General features: G+C 72.1%; 14 protein-coding genes. 5 read left to right on the plus strand and 9 right to left on the minus strand.

Annotation, left to right across the window (positions count from 1 at the left end):
* Positions 1-134: 134 nt before the first annotated feature.
* Positions 135-1,577, minus strand: a complete 1,443-nt coding sequence (locus tag G3I54_RS11945) for an SWF or SNF family helicase (protein ID WP_164613871.1) — start codon at positions 1,575-1,577, stop codon at positions 135-137.
* Positions 1,574-4,594 (minus strand): DEAD/DEAH box helicase, encoded by a 3,021-nt coding sequence (locus G3I54_RS11950; RefSeq protein ID WP_164613873.1) that lies wholly within the window; start codon positions 4,592-4,594, stop codon positions 1,574-1,576. The genes G3I54_RS11945 and G3I54_RS11950 overlap by 4 nt, the downstream gene beginning before the upstream one ends.
* A gap of 257 nt (positions 4,595-4,851) precedes the next feature.
* On the opposite strand from G3I54_RS11950, the gene G3I54_RS11955 reads away from it, so the two are divergent.
* Both G3I54_RS11955 and G3I54_RS11960 read left to right on the plus strand, forming a co-directional pair.
* Entirely contained in the window at positions 4,852-5,922 is a 1,071-nt protein-coding gene (locus tag G3I54_RS11955) for an acyl-CoA desaturase (RefSeq protein ID WP_164613875.1), read from the plus strand.
* An 80-nt stretch (positions 5,923-6,002) separates the two neighbouring features.
* Positions 6,003-6,185, plus strand: a complete 183-nt coding sequence (locus G3I54_RS11960) for a hypothetical protein (RefSeq protein ID WP_050362970.1) — start codon at positions 6,003-6,005, stop codon at positions 6,183-6,185.
* 139 nt (positions 6,186-6,324) lie between these two features.
* Here G3I54_RS11960 and G3I54_RS11965 read toward each other — a convergent pair whose 3' ends face one another.
* Positions 6,325-7,185 (minus strand): hypothetical protein, encoded by an 861-nt coding sequence (locus G3I54_RS11965; protein ID WP_164613877.1) that lies wholly within the window; start codon positions 7,183-7,185, stop codon positions 6,325-6,327.
* A gap of 201 nt (positions 7,186-7,386) precedes the next feature.
* On the opposite strand from G3I54_RS11965, the gene G3I54_RS11970 reads away from it, so the two are divergent.
* Positions 7,387-8,292, plus strand: coding sequence for an oxygenase MpaB family protein (locus tag G3I54_RS11970; RefSeq protein WP_164613879.1), 906 nt, complete (start codon positions 7,387-7,389; stop codon positions 8,290-8,292).
* Between the two features lie 120 nt (positions 8,293-8,412).
* Here G3I54_RS11970 and G3I54_RS11975 read toward each other — a convergent pair whose 3' ends face one another.
* The 5 genes from G3I54_RS11975 to G3I54_RS11995 form a co-directional block, all read right to left on the minus strand.
* Positions 8,413-9,012, minus strand: a complete 600-nt coding sequence (locus G3I54_RS11975; protein WP_164613881.1) for a methyltransferase domain-containing protein — start codon at positions 9,010-9,012, stop codon at positions 8,413-8,415.
* Positions 9,013-9,071: 59 nt separating this feature from the next.
* The gene (locus G3I54_RS11980) at positions 9,072-9,647 is read right to left on the minus strand and encodes a TerD family protein (protein WP_103508461.1); all 576 of its coding nucleotides are present in this window, start codon (positions 9,645-9,647) and stop codon (positions 9,072-9,074) included.
* A gap of 214 nt (positions 9,648-9,861) precedes the next feature.
* Entirely contained in the window at positions 9,862-10,026 is a 165-nt protein-coding gene (gene tatA / locus G3I54_RS11985; protein WP_103508460.1) for a Sec-independent protein translocase subunit TatA, read from the minus strand.
* Between the two features lie 90 nt (positions 10,027-10,116).
* Entirely contained in the window at positions 10,117-12,903 is a 2,787-nt protein-coding gene (gene mgtA / locus G3I54_RS11990) for a magnesium-translocating P-type ATPase (protein WP_343240314.1), read from the minus strand.
* Entirely contained in the window at positions 12,896-13,261 is a 366-nt protein-coding gene (locus G3I54_RS11995; protein WP_164613885.1) for a metalloregulator ArsR/SmtB family transcription factor, read from the minus strand. Before G3I54_RS11995 ends, mgtA begins: the two co-directional genes overlap by 8 nt.
* A gap of 368 nt (positions 13,262-13,629) precedes the next feature.
* On the opposite strand from G3I54_RS11995, the gene G3I54_RS12000 reads away from it, so the two are divergent.
* On the plus strand, positions 13,630-14,211 hold the full coding sequence (locus G3I54_RS12000) for an ATP/GTP-binding protein (protein ID WP_164613887.1): 582 nt from the start codon (positions 13,630-13,632) through the stop codon (positions 14,209-14,211).
* Positions 14,212-14,236: 25 nt separating this feature from the next.
* Here G3I54_RS12000 and G3I54_RS12005 read toward each other — a convergent pair whose 3' ends face one another.
* Positions 14,237-14,665, minus strand: coding sequence for a PPOX class F420-dependent oxidoreductase (locus G3I54_RS12005; protein ID WP_164613889.1), 429 nt, complete (start codon positions 14,663-14,665; stop codon positions 14,237-14,239).
* Between the two features lie 140 nt (positions 14,666-14,805).
* On the opposite strand from G3I54_RS12005, the gene G3I54_RS12010 reads away from it, so the two are divergent.
* The gene (locus tag G3I54_RS12010) at positions 14,806-15,219 is read left to right on the plus strand and encodes a roadblock/LC7 domain-containing protein (protein ID WP_047180336.1); all 414 of its coding nucleotides are present in this window, start codon (positions 14,806-14,808) and stop codon (positions 15,217-15,219) included.
* The last annotated feature ends 102 nt before the right edge of the window (positions 15,220-15,321 follow it).

Raw genomic sequence — 15,321 nt, forward strand, 5'->3', positions numbered from 1 at the left:
TCCCGCCCCTCCCGCCCCTCCCGCCTCTTCCGCCCCTCCCGCTCATGAGCTGAGCTGAGCCGAGCCCAGCTCAGTCCAGCCGAGCCGTGCCGAGCCGTGCTCAGCCCAGCCCAGGCATCCCGGCCCCGGACGTTTCAGACCGCCGCGTCCGCCGCGCCCGTAGCCTCCGCCGCCCCGCCCTCGGCTCCCGCCAGCGCTCCCGCAGGGTCGTCGTCCGCCGGCCCGGCGGGAACCCAACGGCCGTGCTCCTTGCGGTACGGCCACCACCGCCCGTTCGGGTCGAACCGGAGCTGGACGTCGGCGCCCACGACCGTCCAGCCGGCCCGCCCGCTCGCCCGCAGCGTCGGCCGCTCGCCCGCCTCCCACGCCTCGCCGAGCCGCGCGCGGGCCCGCCCCAGCTGCTCCGGGTCCGGCGTCCACTCCTCGTCCAGCACCGCGAGTGCCGCGACCCCGCCGTACCGCCAGGCGCGGACCGCGGCGTCCAACTCCGCGGGCGGGCGGCCCGACCCCGTGGCCAGCCGGGCCCCGAACCGCGGCTCCGGCCGGGCGTCCGCGACCAGCCGCACCGCGTCCTGCTGCGGCGTCAGCTCCACCGGGAGCGGCTGCCCTTCGTGCCCCGGAGCCAGGGCGTCCAGCAACATCCGGCGGGCCCGCACCGCACTGTCGGCCGCCAGCACCTCCAGCGCCGCCGGGTCGATTCCGGGTACGGGTCCGGTCTCCGTGTCCAGCGACGGTCCGAGCCCCGGTTCCTCGGGGGCCGACGGGGGTGCGGGGAGCGGCGGCAGGATCCCGGCGGCCGCGAACGCTTCCCCGGCCGGGACCCCGTGAACCTCCCGCTCCTCGATGTCGTCGGCCTGCGCCCCGCCGTCCCCGGCCCGGACCGCGCGGGCCGCGCTGCGCACCTGGAGCTCGTCCAGCAGCCGCCGCTCGTCGCGCCCCCGCATCAGCAGCAGGACGAAGGGGTCCTCGTCCAGCAGCCGCGCCACCTGGTAGCAGAGCGCACCCGAATGCGGGCAGTGGTCCCAGGCCCCGCAGGTGCACTCCGGTTCCAGATCGCCGATGCCCGGCAGCAGATCGACCCCGGCACTCGCCGCGTCCTCCACCAGATGCGGCGGCATCTCCCGGTCCAGCAGCGCCGCGATGTGCCCGGCCCGGTCCACCGCCATGTCCAGGAACCGGTCCCAGGCGCCCGCACCGAGCTGCTGGAGCAGGACGTCGCTGCGGTACGCCGTGCCGTCACGGTCCCGCACCACCGCCGTGATCCGCCCCGGCCGTACGGAGACCGCCCCGACCCTGCCCTCCCGGGCCAGCCGCCGACCCTGCTTGAGCTGCTGACCGTCGAGCGCCGTGTCCTCCAACGCCTTGAGCCATGCCCGGCCCCACCAGGACGTGGCGAACCCCCGGCCCTGCGCCGGTGGGAACGCCGCGAACGTACGCTCCGGTCCGCGCCGGCCGTCCCGCGACGCCCCGTCGCCGTCGTCGCCCCGGTCCGAGGCGTCCGCGCCGCCCGCCCCGGACTCCGCTCCGTACCCGTCGTCGTCCGCGTATGCGTAGTCGTCCTCGTACGCGTCGCTCATCGTGCGCCCCCTCGCAGCTCGACCAGGTCGGCCAGTTCCGCATCGGTCAGTTCGGTCAGCGCGGCCTCGCCGGAGCCGAGCACCGCGTCCGCGAGGCCCTGCTTACGGGCGAGCATCTCGGCGATCCGGTCCTCGATCGTGCCCTCGGCGATCAGCCGGTGCACCTGCACCGGCTGCGTCTGGCCGATCCGGTACGCCCGGTCCGTCGCCTGCGCCTCGACCGCCGGATTCCACCAGCGGTCGAAGTGCACGACATGACCGGCCCGGGTGAGGTTGAGCCCGGTGCCAGCCGCCTTGAGGGACAGCAGGAACACCGGCGCCTCGCCCGCCTGGAAGCGGGCCACCATCTCCTCGCGCCGGGCCACCGGCGTACCGCCGTGCAGGAACTGCGTGCCCACCCCGCGCGCGGCCAGGTGCTCCTCCAACAGCCGGGCCATCTGCACGTACTGCGTGAAGACCAGCACCGAACCCTGCTCGGCCAGGATCGTGTCCAGGAGTTCGTCCAGCAGCTCGATCTTCCCCGACCGGTCCGCGATCCGCGGCTGCTCCTCCTTGAGGTACTGCGCGGGGTGGTTGCAGATCTGCTTGAGCGCCGTCAGCAGCTTCATCACGAGACCGCGCCGCTCGAAGCCGTCGGCGGCGGAGATCTCCGCCAGGGTCTCGCGGACCACCGCCTCGTACAGACCGGTCTGCTCCGGCGTCAGCGACACGGCCCGGTCGGTCTCGGTCTTCGGCGGCAGCTCGGGCGCGATCCCCGGGTCGGACTTCCGGCGGCGCAGCAGGAACGGCCGCACCAGCGCCGCGAGTCGCTCGGCGGCGCCCGGATCGTCGCCGCCCTCGACCGCGGCGGCGTACCGCGTACGGAAGGTGCCGAGTCGGCCGAGCAGACCGGGAGTCGTCCAGTCCAGGATCGCCCACAGCTCGGAGAGGTTGTTCTCGACGGGGGTACCGGTGAGCGCGACGCGGGCACGGGCCCCGAGGGTCCTCAGCTGCTTGGCCGTCGCCGAGTGCGGGTTCTTGACGTGCTGGGCCTCGTCGATGACGACCATGCCCCAGGACACGGCGGCGAGCCGGGGCGCGTCGAGGCGCATCGTGCCGTACGTCGTCAGGACGAACTCGCCGTCCACCAGGCCTTCCAGGGAACGCGAGGCGCCATGGAAACGGCGGACGGGGTTGCCCGGAGCGAACCTCTCGATCTCCCGCTGCCAGTTGCCCATCAACGACGTCGGGCACACCACCAGCGTCGGTCCTGCCTCGTCGCGGTCGCTCTGCCGGTGCAGATGCAGGGCGATGAGCGTGATCGTCTTGCCGAGGCCCATGTCGTCGGCGAGACAGGCACCGAGGCCGAGCGAGGTCATCGTGTTCAGCCAGTTCAGACCACGCAACTGGTAGTCGCGCAGGGTCGCCGTGAGCGCCTCGGGCTGCCCGATCGCCTGCTGGGCGGCGGACTCCGGATCGGCCAGCCGGTCCCGCAACTGCTGGAGCCAGCCGGTCGCCGCCACCTCTACGCGACGGCCGTCCACCTCCGTCGAACCGGTCAGCACCGCACCGAGAGCGTCGATCGGGGTGACCTTGCGGTCCTGGGTCTCCCGGGCCCGGCGCGCCTCCTTGGGGTCGATGAGCACCCATTGGTCGCGCAGTCGCACGATGGGCCGGGAGGACTCGGCGAGCCGGTCCAACTCCTCGCGGGTCAGCTTCCGGTCGCCCAGGGCGAACCGCCAGTCGAACGAGAGCAGGGCGTCGGCGGAGAGGAACGAGGGCACGTCCGCGGTGGTACGTCCGCGCGGCCCGGCCCCCTGCCCGTCGCCCTCCCGGTCCGTGATGTCCGCGTCGTCCGCGTCGTCCGGGCCGATCACGGCGCGCGCGGTGAGCTTCCGGGCCAGTTCCCTGGGCCAGTGCACCTGCACACCGGCGGCGGCGAGGGCACGCGAGGCGGACCCCAGCAGCTCGGCGATCTCCTCGTCGGCCGGTTCCACCGAGTCCGGCACCGCGGCGGAGAGCAACGGCGCCAGCGGGGGCCATGCGCGGGCGGCCCGCCGCAGGGTGAGGAGGGCGTCCATCCGGGCCCGTGGCCCGAACGCTGCGGCGGTCCGCGAGCCGCCCGCCCACACCTCGGCAGCATCGGCGACCAGGGAAGGATCGCTGACGCTGTGGATCTGCAGCACGGCCCGGAACGACGGCGCGACCGCGTCCGGACCGGACCTCGGCGGCACCGTTCCCGGGTCGGCTTCGGAGGCCACTTCCGCACCGCTCGTCCGCGACGTCACGCCGGTGATCTCGATACGCAACGAGAGCCGTACGCCCGCGTCGTGACCGGCCGCCACATCGGCCGCCCAGGCTCGCCCTTCGGGCAGGCGCTGCGGCTGCCGGGCGGCGAACGCGGGTCCGGCGGCGACGAACCCGGCAGCCGGCGTACGGGGCATCGCGTCGGCCACGGCATCGAGGAACGCACGCAACAGGCGCTCCGGTTCGGGCAACAACGGTTCGGGCAGGAAGGCTTCGGGCAGGAACGGTTCGCCTGCGGTGCCGTTCGTCGGTGTCGGTGTCGGTGTCGGTGTCGGCACCGGAGTCGCGTGCGCGGTCGGCGGCATCGACGCCGCCAGTTCCCGGATCCGTTCGAGGTCCTCGGCGCCCAACGGCCCGATGCGCCAGGCGTCGTGGTCGGTGGCACTCAGCCCCGGCAGCAGAAGGCCGCGGGCCACGAACTGGAGAGCCAGCAGCGCGGCAGCGCCCCAGAAGGCGGTGGCGGGGGAGGCGTGCGCCACGGCGCGTGCCCGGGTCAGCACCGGCAGGGCGTCCCGCACGGGGAGGCTCAGCGCCGAAACCGTACGGGGCCGCAGGCCGGCTCCGACCACGGTCAGCTCCGACGAAGTCCCGGGAGCGTCGGAAGGGGTGCTACCGTCCGGATTCCAGAACGCGATCCTGCCGGTACGGGCCGGATCCGCGGGGACGAAAACCGCGGAGCAGCGGGACAGTTCGGCGATCTCGGAGGGCGTTGCCGCAGGGTGCCTGTGCACAGCGATGTCAGATTCCTCAAATTTGACTAGTGGGCGGAGTCGCCGAGGGTACTCCACTTCGCGCCACGACAGGCCGCACACCTTTGTGGCGTGTGTCACTTCTTCTCTCTTTCGGGCCCGATGGTGCAGCCAGCCCCACCCTCGGGCCGGGGGGTCTGCCCCAGGGGAACCAGGGTGGTGGCGCCATGGCCTCCACCGGCCCCCGGTCCGTACGTTCGATCAGGTCAGCGCAGATGTTCCAGAGACCGGAGACGTCCATGCCCCAGGCGACAGCCACTGTTGCGGATCCCGCCGACGAAAGCAGTCCGGGCCGCCCTGCCGCCGCCCGTGGGGCGGCGGCGGGAAGCGACTTCGCGCCGCTGCTGCGTGCCGTGCGGGACCAGGGCCTGCTGGAGCGCCGCACGGACCGGTACGTCCTCGGCATCGCCGCCAACCTGGTGGCCCTGGGCGCGCTGATCACCGGTTTCGTCCTGCTCGGAGACTCCTGGTGGAGCCTGGTCCTCACCCTGCCGTTGGCGGTCCTGTGGACCCGTACGGCCTTCGTCGCCCATGACGCCGGGCATGCGCAGATATCCGGTGACCGCGGGACGAGCAGACTGATCGGTCTCGTACACGCCAATCTGCTCCTCGGTATGAACGAGGCGTGGTGGAACGACAAGCACGTACGCCACCACGCCAACCCCAATCACATCGACAAGGACCCCGATGTCGGTGTCGGCGCACTGGTCTGGACCCAGAAGCAGGCGGCACAGCGTGAGGGATTCGCCCGCTGGCTCACCAGGAACCAGGCCCGGCTGTTCTTCCCGATGCTGCTGCTCGAAGGCATCGCGCTGAAGATCTACGGTTTCCAGTTCCTGCGCCGCCAGCCCCTCCGGGAGCGGGCCGTCTCGGCGCTGCTGCTGACCGCGCACATCGGCCTCTACGCGACGCTGTTGCTGAGCACGCTGTCCCTGGGCAAGGCGATCGTCTTCGCTCTCGTGCTGCACGCGCTGTTCGGCCTCCACCTGGGCATGGCCTTCGCCCCGAACCACAAGGGCATGGAGATGCCCGACCCCGACGGCGAGCGCTGGGGCCACCTCCAGCGGCAGGTCCTGACCTCGCGCAACGTACGCGGCGCCGTCCTGACGGACTGGTTCCTCGGCGGGCTGAAATACCAGATCGAGCACCACCTCTTCCCGAGCATGCCGCGCCCCAACCTGCGGCTCGCCCAGCCCCTGGTCAAGGCGCACTGCGCCACGATCGGCATGCCGTACGCGGAGACCGGACTGATCGAGTCCTACCGGCAGGCGCTGTCGCACATGCACGAGGTCGGCGAGCCGCTGCGATAGGGCGGCCGATGGGGAACGTAAGAGAGCGCGGAGGCGTTCAGAGAACAGGAGCGGCGCCGGCCGCGAAGGAGGCGTGGACCATGTCGAATGGTGCGAAGGTCGCTATCGGGGGAGTGCTCGCGGCAGCCATCCTGTGGCCCCTGATCGGATTCTGGTGGGCGCTGCTGATCGTGATCGGGGTTCCCGTGGCGGGCTATCTGCTGCTGGACCCGTCCCAGCGGCGCAGGCTCCGCAGGATCAACCGCAAGGAGATCGGCCGCTGAGCCCGGACACGAGCCTGCCCGGTGCGGATCCGTCCCGTGCGGGATCGCCTCAAGCGGAATCGCCGCAGGGGGAACCGCCTCGTGGGGTTCGGGCGTCGTGCGGGTGACCCGGATCGGCCCCGGGTGACCCGCGAGGGTGTCACGTGGGGTGGACGGCCAGCTCGTCCAGGGCGCTGAGCAGGCCGGGCAGCGCCGCTCCACGGCCGACGGGAATGACGGCGCCCGGCTCCTCGTCCAGCAGGAACAGCGCGATGTCGTCGGTCCGAGCTACCATCGACCACCCCGGCCCGTCGACGCGCAGCGTACGTGCGTCGGCCGAGGCGTACGAGGAACGGATCCGCCCGGGCGGCGGCGGAGTCCTCGTATAGCCGTCCGCCTCCGACAGGGCCCTGCGTACGCCGGGGTGCCGGGAGGCCGGGGAGGAATCGTCCTCCGGCTCACCCGCCGTGTCGCTCGTCGGCTCTCCCTCCGCCCCCGGCCGCACGAACTGCGCGTCGTCGATCTGCTCGCGCCACGTCGACCACTGCGCGGCGATCTCGTCGGCCCCGAGCCGCCGCTGCGCCGGACCCCAGGCCTCCGCGTCGGGAGGGGCCAGCGGCGCGGGGCCCTCCCCGTCCGACTCCGGGTCGTGCGGATCCGGGACGCCCGGTGCCGAGACGGCAAGGTCCATCGGCCAGCCCGGCAGCGCGCACACCATGGAGCGCTCGTCGGGGGAGAGGTCGTGCTCCATGCCGCAGTCCCACGCGGCGATGGCGACGGCCACCTGCGAGGCGTCCTCGACGACCACCGTCCACCGGGCCCCCTCACCGTCCTGCCCGAGGACGAGGCCGTAACCCTCCTCGTACGGTTCGAGCGCGAGCGCGCCGCACGCGGCCACGTAGTCGTCGCCCAGCACGCTCGGGAACCGCGCGGGCGTCAGCAGCATCGCGGTCAGCACCAGCAGCGCGTCGTCGGCGACCGCATCGTCCGCACCGGTCACGGTGTCCTCCCCATCGCTCATCGCCCACCCGCCCATCGCTCAGTCCCGCGTTCCTTGGCCGTCGGCGCACCCTAACTACTCGGTAACCCCCTCGTCGAGGCCCCGGCGAGCAGCGGTGCACCGGAGCCGCAGCTACCTCGTCCGGGTGGGGGAAGGCCGAAGGGGCGGGCGCGCGGGAGGCCTCCGCGTAAGCTTGGACGTCCGGCCGAACGAGGGGACAGCGTGGTGAAGCGGTACGACCGGCTGAAAGAGATTCAGCGCCTGGACCCCGAGCGGGACTTCCTGGAGATCTACCGCCTCACCGTCACCTACGAGTTCCCCTGGGACATCACCCGCGCCCTCGAACTGGCCCTCTACCGCACCTATGCGGTGCCCAGCATCGGCCGACTCCTCGACGAGACGGCGGAGTTGACGGAGCGTTCCCAGAAGCGTTACGACGACACCGCCCTGCTGCTCGACACGGTGGTGGAGCACGGCTTCGAGACCGACGAAGGCCGCACGGCCGTCCGCCGGATCAACCAGATGCACCGCAGCTATGACATCAGCAACGACGACATGCGCTACGTCCTGTGCACGTTCGTCGTCACCCCGAAGCGCTGGCTGGACAGTTTCGGCTGGCGGCGCCTGTGCTGCCACGAGCTGGGAGCCTTCGCCGCCTACTACCGCACGCTCGGCGCTCGCATGGGGATCAAGGACGTCCCCGGAACGTACGAGGAATTCGAGCGCACCCTCGACGCCTACGAGCACGAGCATTTCGGCTGGGACGAAGGAGCCCGCCGGGTCTCCGACGCCACCTTGGCGCTGATGGGGTCCTGGTATCCGGCGCCCCTCGCCCCGGTGGTGCGCGGCGCCAGCCTCGCGCTCCTGGACGACTCGTTGCTCAGGGCGTTCCGCTACCGCCGCCCGGGGCCGGTCGCCCGCGGACTGACCAGGGGCGCGCTGCGGCTCCGGGCTCGTGCCGTCCGGCTCCTGCCGCCCCGGCGGACGCCCCACTACGCGCGCCAGAACCCCGAGATCAAGGGATATCCGGACGGGTACGAGATCGCGGAGCTCGGTACGTTCCCCACGCCGGGCGTCCGCGGCTGCCCCGTTCCCAATCGCAGGCCGTCGCAGTCGCCCGCCGAGTGACCCATCCGTGCCGACCGTCCTGACCGGACCCTGCGTCGGGTCCGTACGGCCCCGACGCTGCTCGTACGTCTCCGAAGCCTCCTTGCTTGTACGGTGCCGAGGTCGGCGGCGTCCCCGGCCTCAGGCCTGCCTGACCGCGAGGGCGAGAAACCGGTCGTCCTCGTCGGTGTAGGAATCCAGCCGCCACCCCGCGCCGGGCAGCAGCTCACGCAGCCTCGGCTCGGCCCGCAGGTCGTCGTCGGTGATGGCGCGCCCATGACGCGCGGCGAGAGCGGCCCGGCCGATCGGGTGGAACAGAGCCAGGATTCCGCCCGGCCGGACCACACGGGCGAGCTCCGCCATATCGGCCTCGGGCCGGGCCAGATGCGAGATCAGCCCGGCACCGAACACCGCGTCCAGGGCCCCGTCGCGCAACGGCAGCCGCGCGACATCCGCGCGGAGCAGCGTCCCGCTGTGCCCTCGTCCCGCCCGCGCCGCCGCCTCCAGCATGGCGGGAGTGAGATCGGCGCCCAGCACCGTGCCCCGTGGCCCGACCACCGCCCGCAGCGCGGGCAGCGCGCGACCCGTACCGCAGCCCGCGTCGAGCACGGCATCACCGGGGCGCAGCCCCAGCATTCCGGCCGCGGCGGCGTAAGCGGGGCCGTCGTCGGGGAACCGGCTGTCCCAGCCGGCCGCACGCGAGGTGAAGAAGTCCAGGACATGAGTGTGGTCGTCGGCCATGAGGACATGATCGCGCAACCGGCGCGGGCCGCGCGATCAACGGAAGCCGACCGGTCCGATCAGACGTTGACGCCGTAGTCCGAGGCGATGCCCGCCAGGCCCGAGGCGTACCCCTGGCCGACGGCCCGGAACTTCCACTCGGTGCCGTGCCGATACAGCTCGCCGAAGACCATCGCGGTCTCGGTGGAGGCGTCCTCGCTCAGGTCGTAACGGGCGAGCTCGACGCCGTTGGCGCGGTTCACCACGCGAATGAAGGCGTTGCGCACCTGACCGAAGCTCTGGCCCCGGCTCTGGGCGTCATGGATCGAGACCGGGAAGACGATCTTCGCGACCTCGGCGGGGACCGACGACAGGTCGACCTCGACCGACTCGTCGTCGCCCTCGCCCTCACCTGTCAGGTTGTCACCGGTGTGGCGGACGGAACCGTCGGGGCTGTTGAGGTTGTTGTAGAAGACGAAGTGGCTGTCGGAGAGGACCTTGCCCGCCTCGGAGCACAGCAGCGCACTGGCATCCAGGTCGTGATCGGCGCCGGTCGTGGTCCGCACGTCCCAGCCGAGCCCGACCGTCACGGCGGTGAGGCCGGGGGCCTCCTTCGACAGGGAGACGTTGCCGCCCTTGGCCAGGGTCACACCCATGAATTTCCTCCAGTGTTCCGTCGGTCCGCACCTGCGGTCCGGGGCCCGCGGCTGCACCGCGTACGGGCCCGGGTGATCGGTGCTGTTCTGCTGTCACTCTTGTGGCCGCTACCCGTACGAACGCTCAGCGCGGCACTCCGGGTTCCCGGATTGCGCAAGCCGTGAAATGAGCGGCGGCCCGGGAAGGCCCGTTCGTCGCCCGGTCCCGGGCGCGTCAGTGGGCGTTCTCGTCCTTCATCGCCTTGGCCTCGCTCTTGAGGATGCGCATCGACTTCCCCAGTGCGCGGGCCGTGTCCGGCAGCTTCTTCGAGCCGAAGACGACGACCACGATGACCGCCAGGATCAGCAGGTGCCAGGGCTCCAGGCCGTTGCGCAACATTCTGGTCCCGCCCTTCTCTCCGTTCGCGCGGCAACAGTTGCCACATTGCGCAACTGTACAACTATTGCTTCGGGCCGGAACGGGCGCCCCTCAGCGTCCGACGCGCTCTTCCCGCCGATCCGCCGCCTGGTCCGGTGAGGCGTCGGGCAGGTGGCGGCGCTCGTAGCGGCGGCGGGCCGCCGTGAGCCCGACCGCGTACAGCCCCAGGACCGAGCCGAGCAACACGTAGTAGAGGGCCGGCAGGGCGCTCATGCCCAGCAACGGCCCGAGCGGGGTGAGCGGAAGGGCGACGCCGACCGCCGCGAGACCCGCCGCGGCGGCCCGTAGGGGCCGACCCGCCCGGCGCTCGGCGGCACTGCGACCGGTCCGCAGCAGGATCATCACGAGGGCCTGGGTGAGCAGATTCTCCGTGAACCACCCGGCGTGGAACGCCGCCTCCCCGCCGTCCCCGGAGGCGTTGTGGAGGGCGAGCGCGAGCACCCCGAAGGTGGCGAGGTCGGCGGCTGCGTTGAGCAGGCCGAAACCCGTGATGAAGCGCAGGAAGTCCCGCGGCCGCAACGCGGTGGGGCGGCGCAGGACCGACGTGGCCGGGCGGTCGAACGCGAACGCCAACTGCGCCGCGTCGAAGCAGAGGTTCTGCACCAGCACCTGCGCCGGGAGCATCGGAAGGAACGGCAGCATCAGCCCGGCCGTCAGCATGGCGATGACATTGCCGAGGTTGGACGAGAGCGTGATCCGCAGATAGGTGGCGATGTTCCCGCTGCTGCGCCTGCCCGCCAGCACCGCACGGTCGATCGCGGTGAGGTCCTTCTCCGCCAGGACGACATCGGCCGCCTCTCTGGCCACGTCCACGGCGTTGCGCGGGCAGATGCCGACATCGGCGGCGTGCAGGGCGGGCAGGTCGTTGACACCGTCGCCGAGGAAACCGGTCGTATGACCGCCGGCGCGCAGGGCCGATACGATCCGGGCCTTGTGCTCGGGCGTACAACGCGCGAACACCGTGGCCCGGTCCGCGACCCGGACCAGCTCCGCGTCCGACAGCGTGTCGACCAGTTCGGCGGTGACCACTTCGTCGGGTCCGGGTCGTCCCTCCGGGTGCAGACCGAGGTCCGCGCAGACCCGGGCGGCCGTGCCCGGATGGTCGCCGGTGAGCACCTTGACGCTCACGCCCCGCCGCGCGAGCACCCCGAGGGCGTCGGCGGCGCTCGGGGCCGGAACATCCCGCAGCGCCACCAGGCCCAGGAAGGTCAGCCCCCGCTCGTCCGCAGGGGTGTAAGCGCCCGCCCGGGCCGCCCGGTCGGCACGGGCCACGGCCAGCAGGCGCAGCCCGGTCCCGGCCTTCCGGTCCGCCAGGGCGAGCAGCCGGTCGCGCTCGTCGCCGTCCATGGCGCACCGGTCGAGCACCGCCTCGACGGCGCCCTTGGTGACCAGGGTGTGGACGCCCAGCCGGCCGGGCCGCCTGACCACGGCGGTCGCGACGCGGCGCACCGGATCGAAGGGCAGCACCGCGACACCTTCGTACGCCTCCGGATCCACCTCGTCGGCAGCGGGCGGACCGCACGCGTCGGCGGCGTCCAGCACCGCTTCGTCGAGCGCGTCGGCCGCGGGCAGTTCCGCCAACTGGAGCGTCCACAGCGCGCTGACCGCCGCCCACCGCAGCACGTCCGGATCGGGCCGGTCCGCCCCGTCGGTCGCCCCGGCGACGACGGGCCGGTCCTCGGTCAGCGTGCCGGTCTTGTCCAGGCACAGCACATCCACCGCCCCCAGGTCGTGCAGCGCCGGGAGCCGCTTGACGATCACTCCGCTGGTGCGCGCCAGCCGGGCACCGCCCCGCGCGAGCGTCGTCGTGACGATGACCGGCAGCATCTCCGGGGTGAGCCCCACGGCGACGGCCACGGCGAACGGCAACGTCTCCAGGCCCCGGCCACGCAGCGCCGCATTGGCCATCAGCACCAGGGGAGGCGTCAGGAGCATGAAGCGGATGAGGGTCCAGGAGATCCCCTGGACCGACCGGTCGAAGGCGCTCGCGCCCCGCTGCCCGGCCCGTCCCTCATGGGCGGCGGCGAACCGGGTCTGCCCGCCCGTGGCCACGATCACCGCCGTACCGCTGCCGGAGGTGACACTGCTGCCCTGGAAGCACCACTGCGGCTGTGCGAACGGTCCCGCCCCGGACAGAGCGGGGTCGGGGACGTCGAGGGCCTGTTTGACCACCGGCGCCGACTCCCCGGTCAGGGCCGACTGGTGCACGGTGAGGCCGTCGGTGCGCAGCAGCCGCACATCGGCGGGTACGAGATCGCCCGGCCGCAGCCGGATCACGTCCCCCGGCACCAGGTCGGCGACCGGTACCTCCCGTTCCAGGGGAGGAGCGTCGTCCGAGGCGCGGCGCACCACGGTGGCCGTGGTCGCCACCAGTTCGCGCAGTGCCGCGGTCGACCGGTCGGCGCGGTGCTCCTCGGCCGAGCGCAGCAGACAGCTCACCGCGACGAGCGTCAGGATGACGCAGGCGGTGCCCCAGGCGGAGACGAGGGCCGACACCAGGCCGAGGCCGAGCAGTACGGAGGTGAAGGGGTCCCGGAGGCTCCGCAGGAAGCGCCGGGGCCAGGGCACGGGCCGCCGGGCGGGCAGTACGTTCTCGCCCGTCCGGCCGAGCCGGATCTCGGCATCCGCCTCCAGCAGCCCGCGCGGCCCGCTGTCGAGTGCGCGCAGTGTCTGCAGCGAGGTGGGGCCGGTGCCGGAGGCCGGGACGGCGGCCGTGAGGTTCTCGCCGGACCCTGCCGCGGAATCCGTGCCGGTGCCTGCGCCGGGGAACGGTGTGACGGAGGCCGGTGCGGCGGCGGTGATGTGTCCGGGGCGCGCGGCTGAACTGCTCTCAGGCACCGAGCTCACGCAGGCGGACGGGCCCCTGGGAGGCGTGCCCGGCGCGTTCGGCCAGTTGGCCGACCATGAGCCGGACGACCGTCACCACATCGGGATCGTCGACCAGATAGACCTGCCGTCGGCCTTCGCGGCGGGAGCGGACGAGACCGGCCAGTTTCAGCTTCGTCAGATGCTGGCTGACCGAGGGGAGCGTGCCGCCCACCCGCTCGGCGAGCCCCGTCACATCGCTCTCGCCCTGGGCCAGCGCCCATACGATGTGCAGCCGTGCCGGTGTCGCCAGGAGCCCGAACGCCGCCGCGGCCTCCGCGAGCACCTCCGCGGGCGGATCCTGGAAACCGCCGCCGGAACCTGTCGACACGCTCGTATCTCCTCGTCCCCGGGCCGTCTGCGCGGGCCCGGCACCGCTGCCCGTTCCAGACAGCCGAAAAGACCAGTGTAGGGGCCACACCGGAAGGGCCCGGGGCCGGCGCAGGGCGTCCATGCCGTTCAAGAGCGACGCAATGAGGTCGGGATGGGGCAAGGAACGACCATGGCGAAGTCGCATCGGTCAAGAACGATCAACCTGCTCGCATGAAGCCGAGGGGTTGCCATGCTGTCGGCCCGAACCATTCCTGAGGCCCGATCACCGAAGGCCGAAGCCGATTTCCTGAGTCCAATTCCTGAGCCCGATTCCTGAAGCGATTCCTGAAGCGATTCCTGAAGAGAGAAGAGGAGGGACGCACGCCCATGATCGGAGAGGACATCGCGCTCACCCTGAAGATCGTCGTGGCGGGCGGCTGCGGGGCCGGGAAGACGACCCTGGTCGGCTCGGTCAGCGAGATCCGCCCGCTGCACTCGGAGGAGACGCTGAGCGAGAGCGGGCGGGGCCGGGACGAGACCGAGGGGGTGGAGCGGAACGCCACCACGACCGTAGCGATGGATTTCGGTCGTATCACCGTCCACGCGGGCCTCTCGCTCTACCTGTTCGGTACGCCGGGCCAGGACCGCTTCTGGTTTCTGTGGGACGAGCTGTGCGAGGGCGCCCTGGCGGCGGTCGTGCTCGCCGACACCCGGCGGCTGGAGGACTGCTTCGCCGCCGTCGACTATTTCGAGCGCAGGCGGATTCCGTTCGTCGTCGCCGTCAACCGCTTCCCCGGCGCTCCCGACCATACGGAGCAGGATGTCGCGCAGGCGCTCGACCTCGACCCGGGCACGCCGGTCGTGCTGTGCGACGCCCGCGACCGGGCCTCCGGAAAAGAAGTCCTGATCCGTACGGTCGAGTACGCCGGGCGGGTGCACACCGCCCGACTCCTCGCCTCCGTCGGCTGACCGCGCGGCATCGACCCCCGGTCCGTCAGTCGGCCATGTCGGCCATCGCGACCACCTTGTCGATCCGCACCCGCACGACCAGTTCGCCGGGGACGCCGTTGCGCCGGCCGAACTCCTCGGCTGCGTCGGCAGCCACGTAGCGGCCGGCGATCAGCGTCGCCCACCGCAGGAGTTCTTCCGGGTCCTCGCTCAGCTCGGCATACCCCTGCACCACCGCGAACGCGTACGGAGGCCGGTCGTCGTCGACGCACAGGGCGACCCGCCCGTCGCGGGCGAGGTTACGCCCCTTCACGCTCTCCTTGCCGGTGTTGAAGACCACCGAGTCGCCGTCGAGAAGGAACCAGACGGGTGCGATGTGCGGACTGCCGTCGGCCCGCACCGTCGAAACCTTCGCCGTGCGTGTGCCCTCGGAGAGAAAGGCCCGCCATTCTTCATCAGTCATGTGGTGTGCCATGGGCCCATCCTGAGCCCGATCCCCGCATGGCGCGAAGCGGCACCCCGGGCGGTGAGGGGCGCTTGCCCCCACGGGGCCGTTGCGCGAGGCTTACGCGCGTAGCGGGGCACGGGGAACGAAGGTACGGGGAGGACGAGCACATGCCGCTTGACCGGGGACTTGACTGGCTCCTTGACGATCTCACCAGCAGGGTGCAATTCATACGGCACGCCTTGGTGCTGTCGAACGACGGGCTGGTCACCGGGGCCAGCACCGGGCTCGCACGTGAGGACGCGGAGCATCTGGCGGCGGTCTCCTCGGGGCTGCAGAGTCTGGCGCGCGGGTCGGGACGCCACTTCCGGGCGGGCCGGGCCCGCCAGACGATGGTGGAGTTCGACGAGGCCCTGCTCTTCGTGACGGCCGCGGGCGACGGCAGCTGCCTGTGCGTGCTGACCGCTGCCGAAGCCGACGTCGGCCAGGTCGCCTACGAGATGACGCTGCTCGTCAACCGCGTCGGAGAACACCTCGGAGTCTCCGTCCGTCAGGGCGGTCCCGAGGACATCGAACCCTTCTGACCTGCAATTTCCGTCGCCCGTGAAGAGTTATCCACAGGGCTGACGGGCGATCACTCCCTCGGGCTACCGTGATCACGGAGAGTATTCGAGTCGACGGGGGAG

The organism is Streptomyces sp. SID14515 (assembly GCF_010548505.1).
GTDB classification, from domain to species: domain Bacteria; phylum Actinomycetota; class Actinomycetes; order Streptomycetales; family Streptomycetaceae; genus Streptomyces; species Streptomyces caviscabies.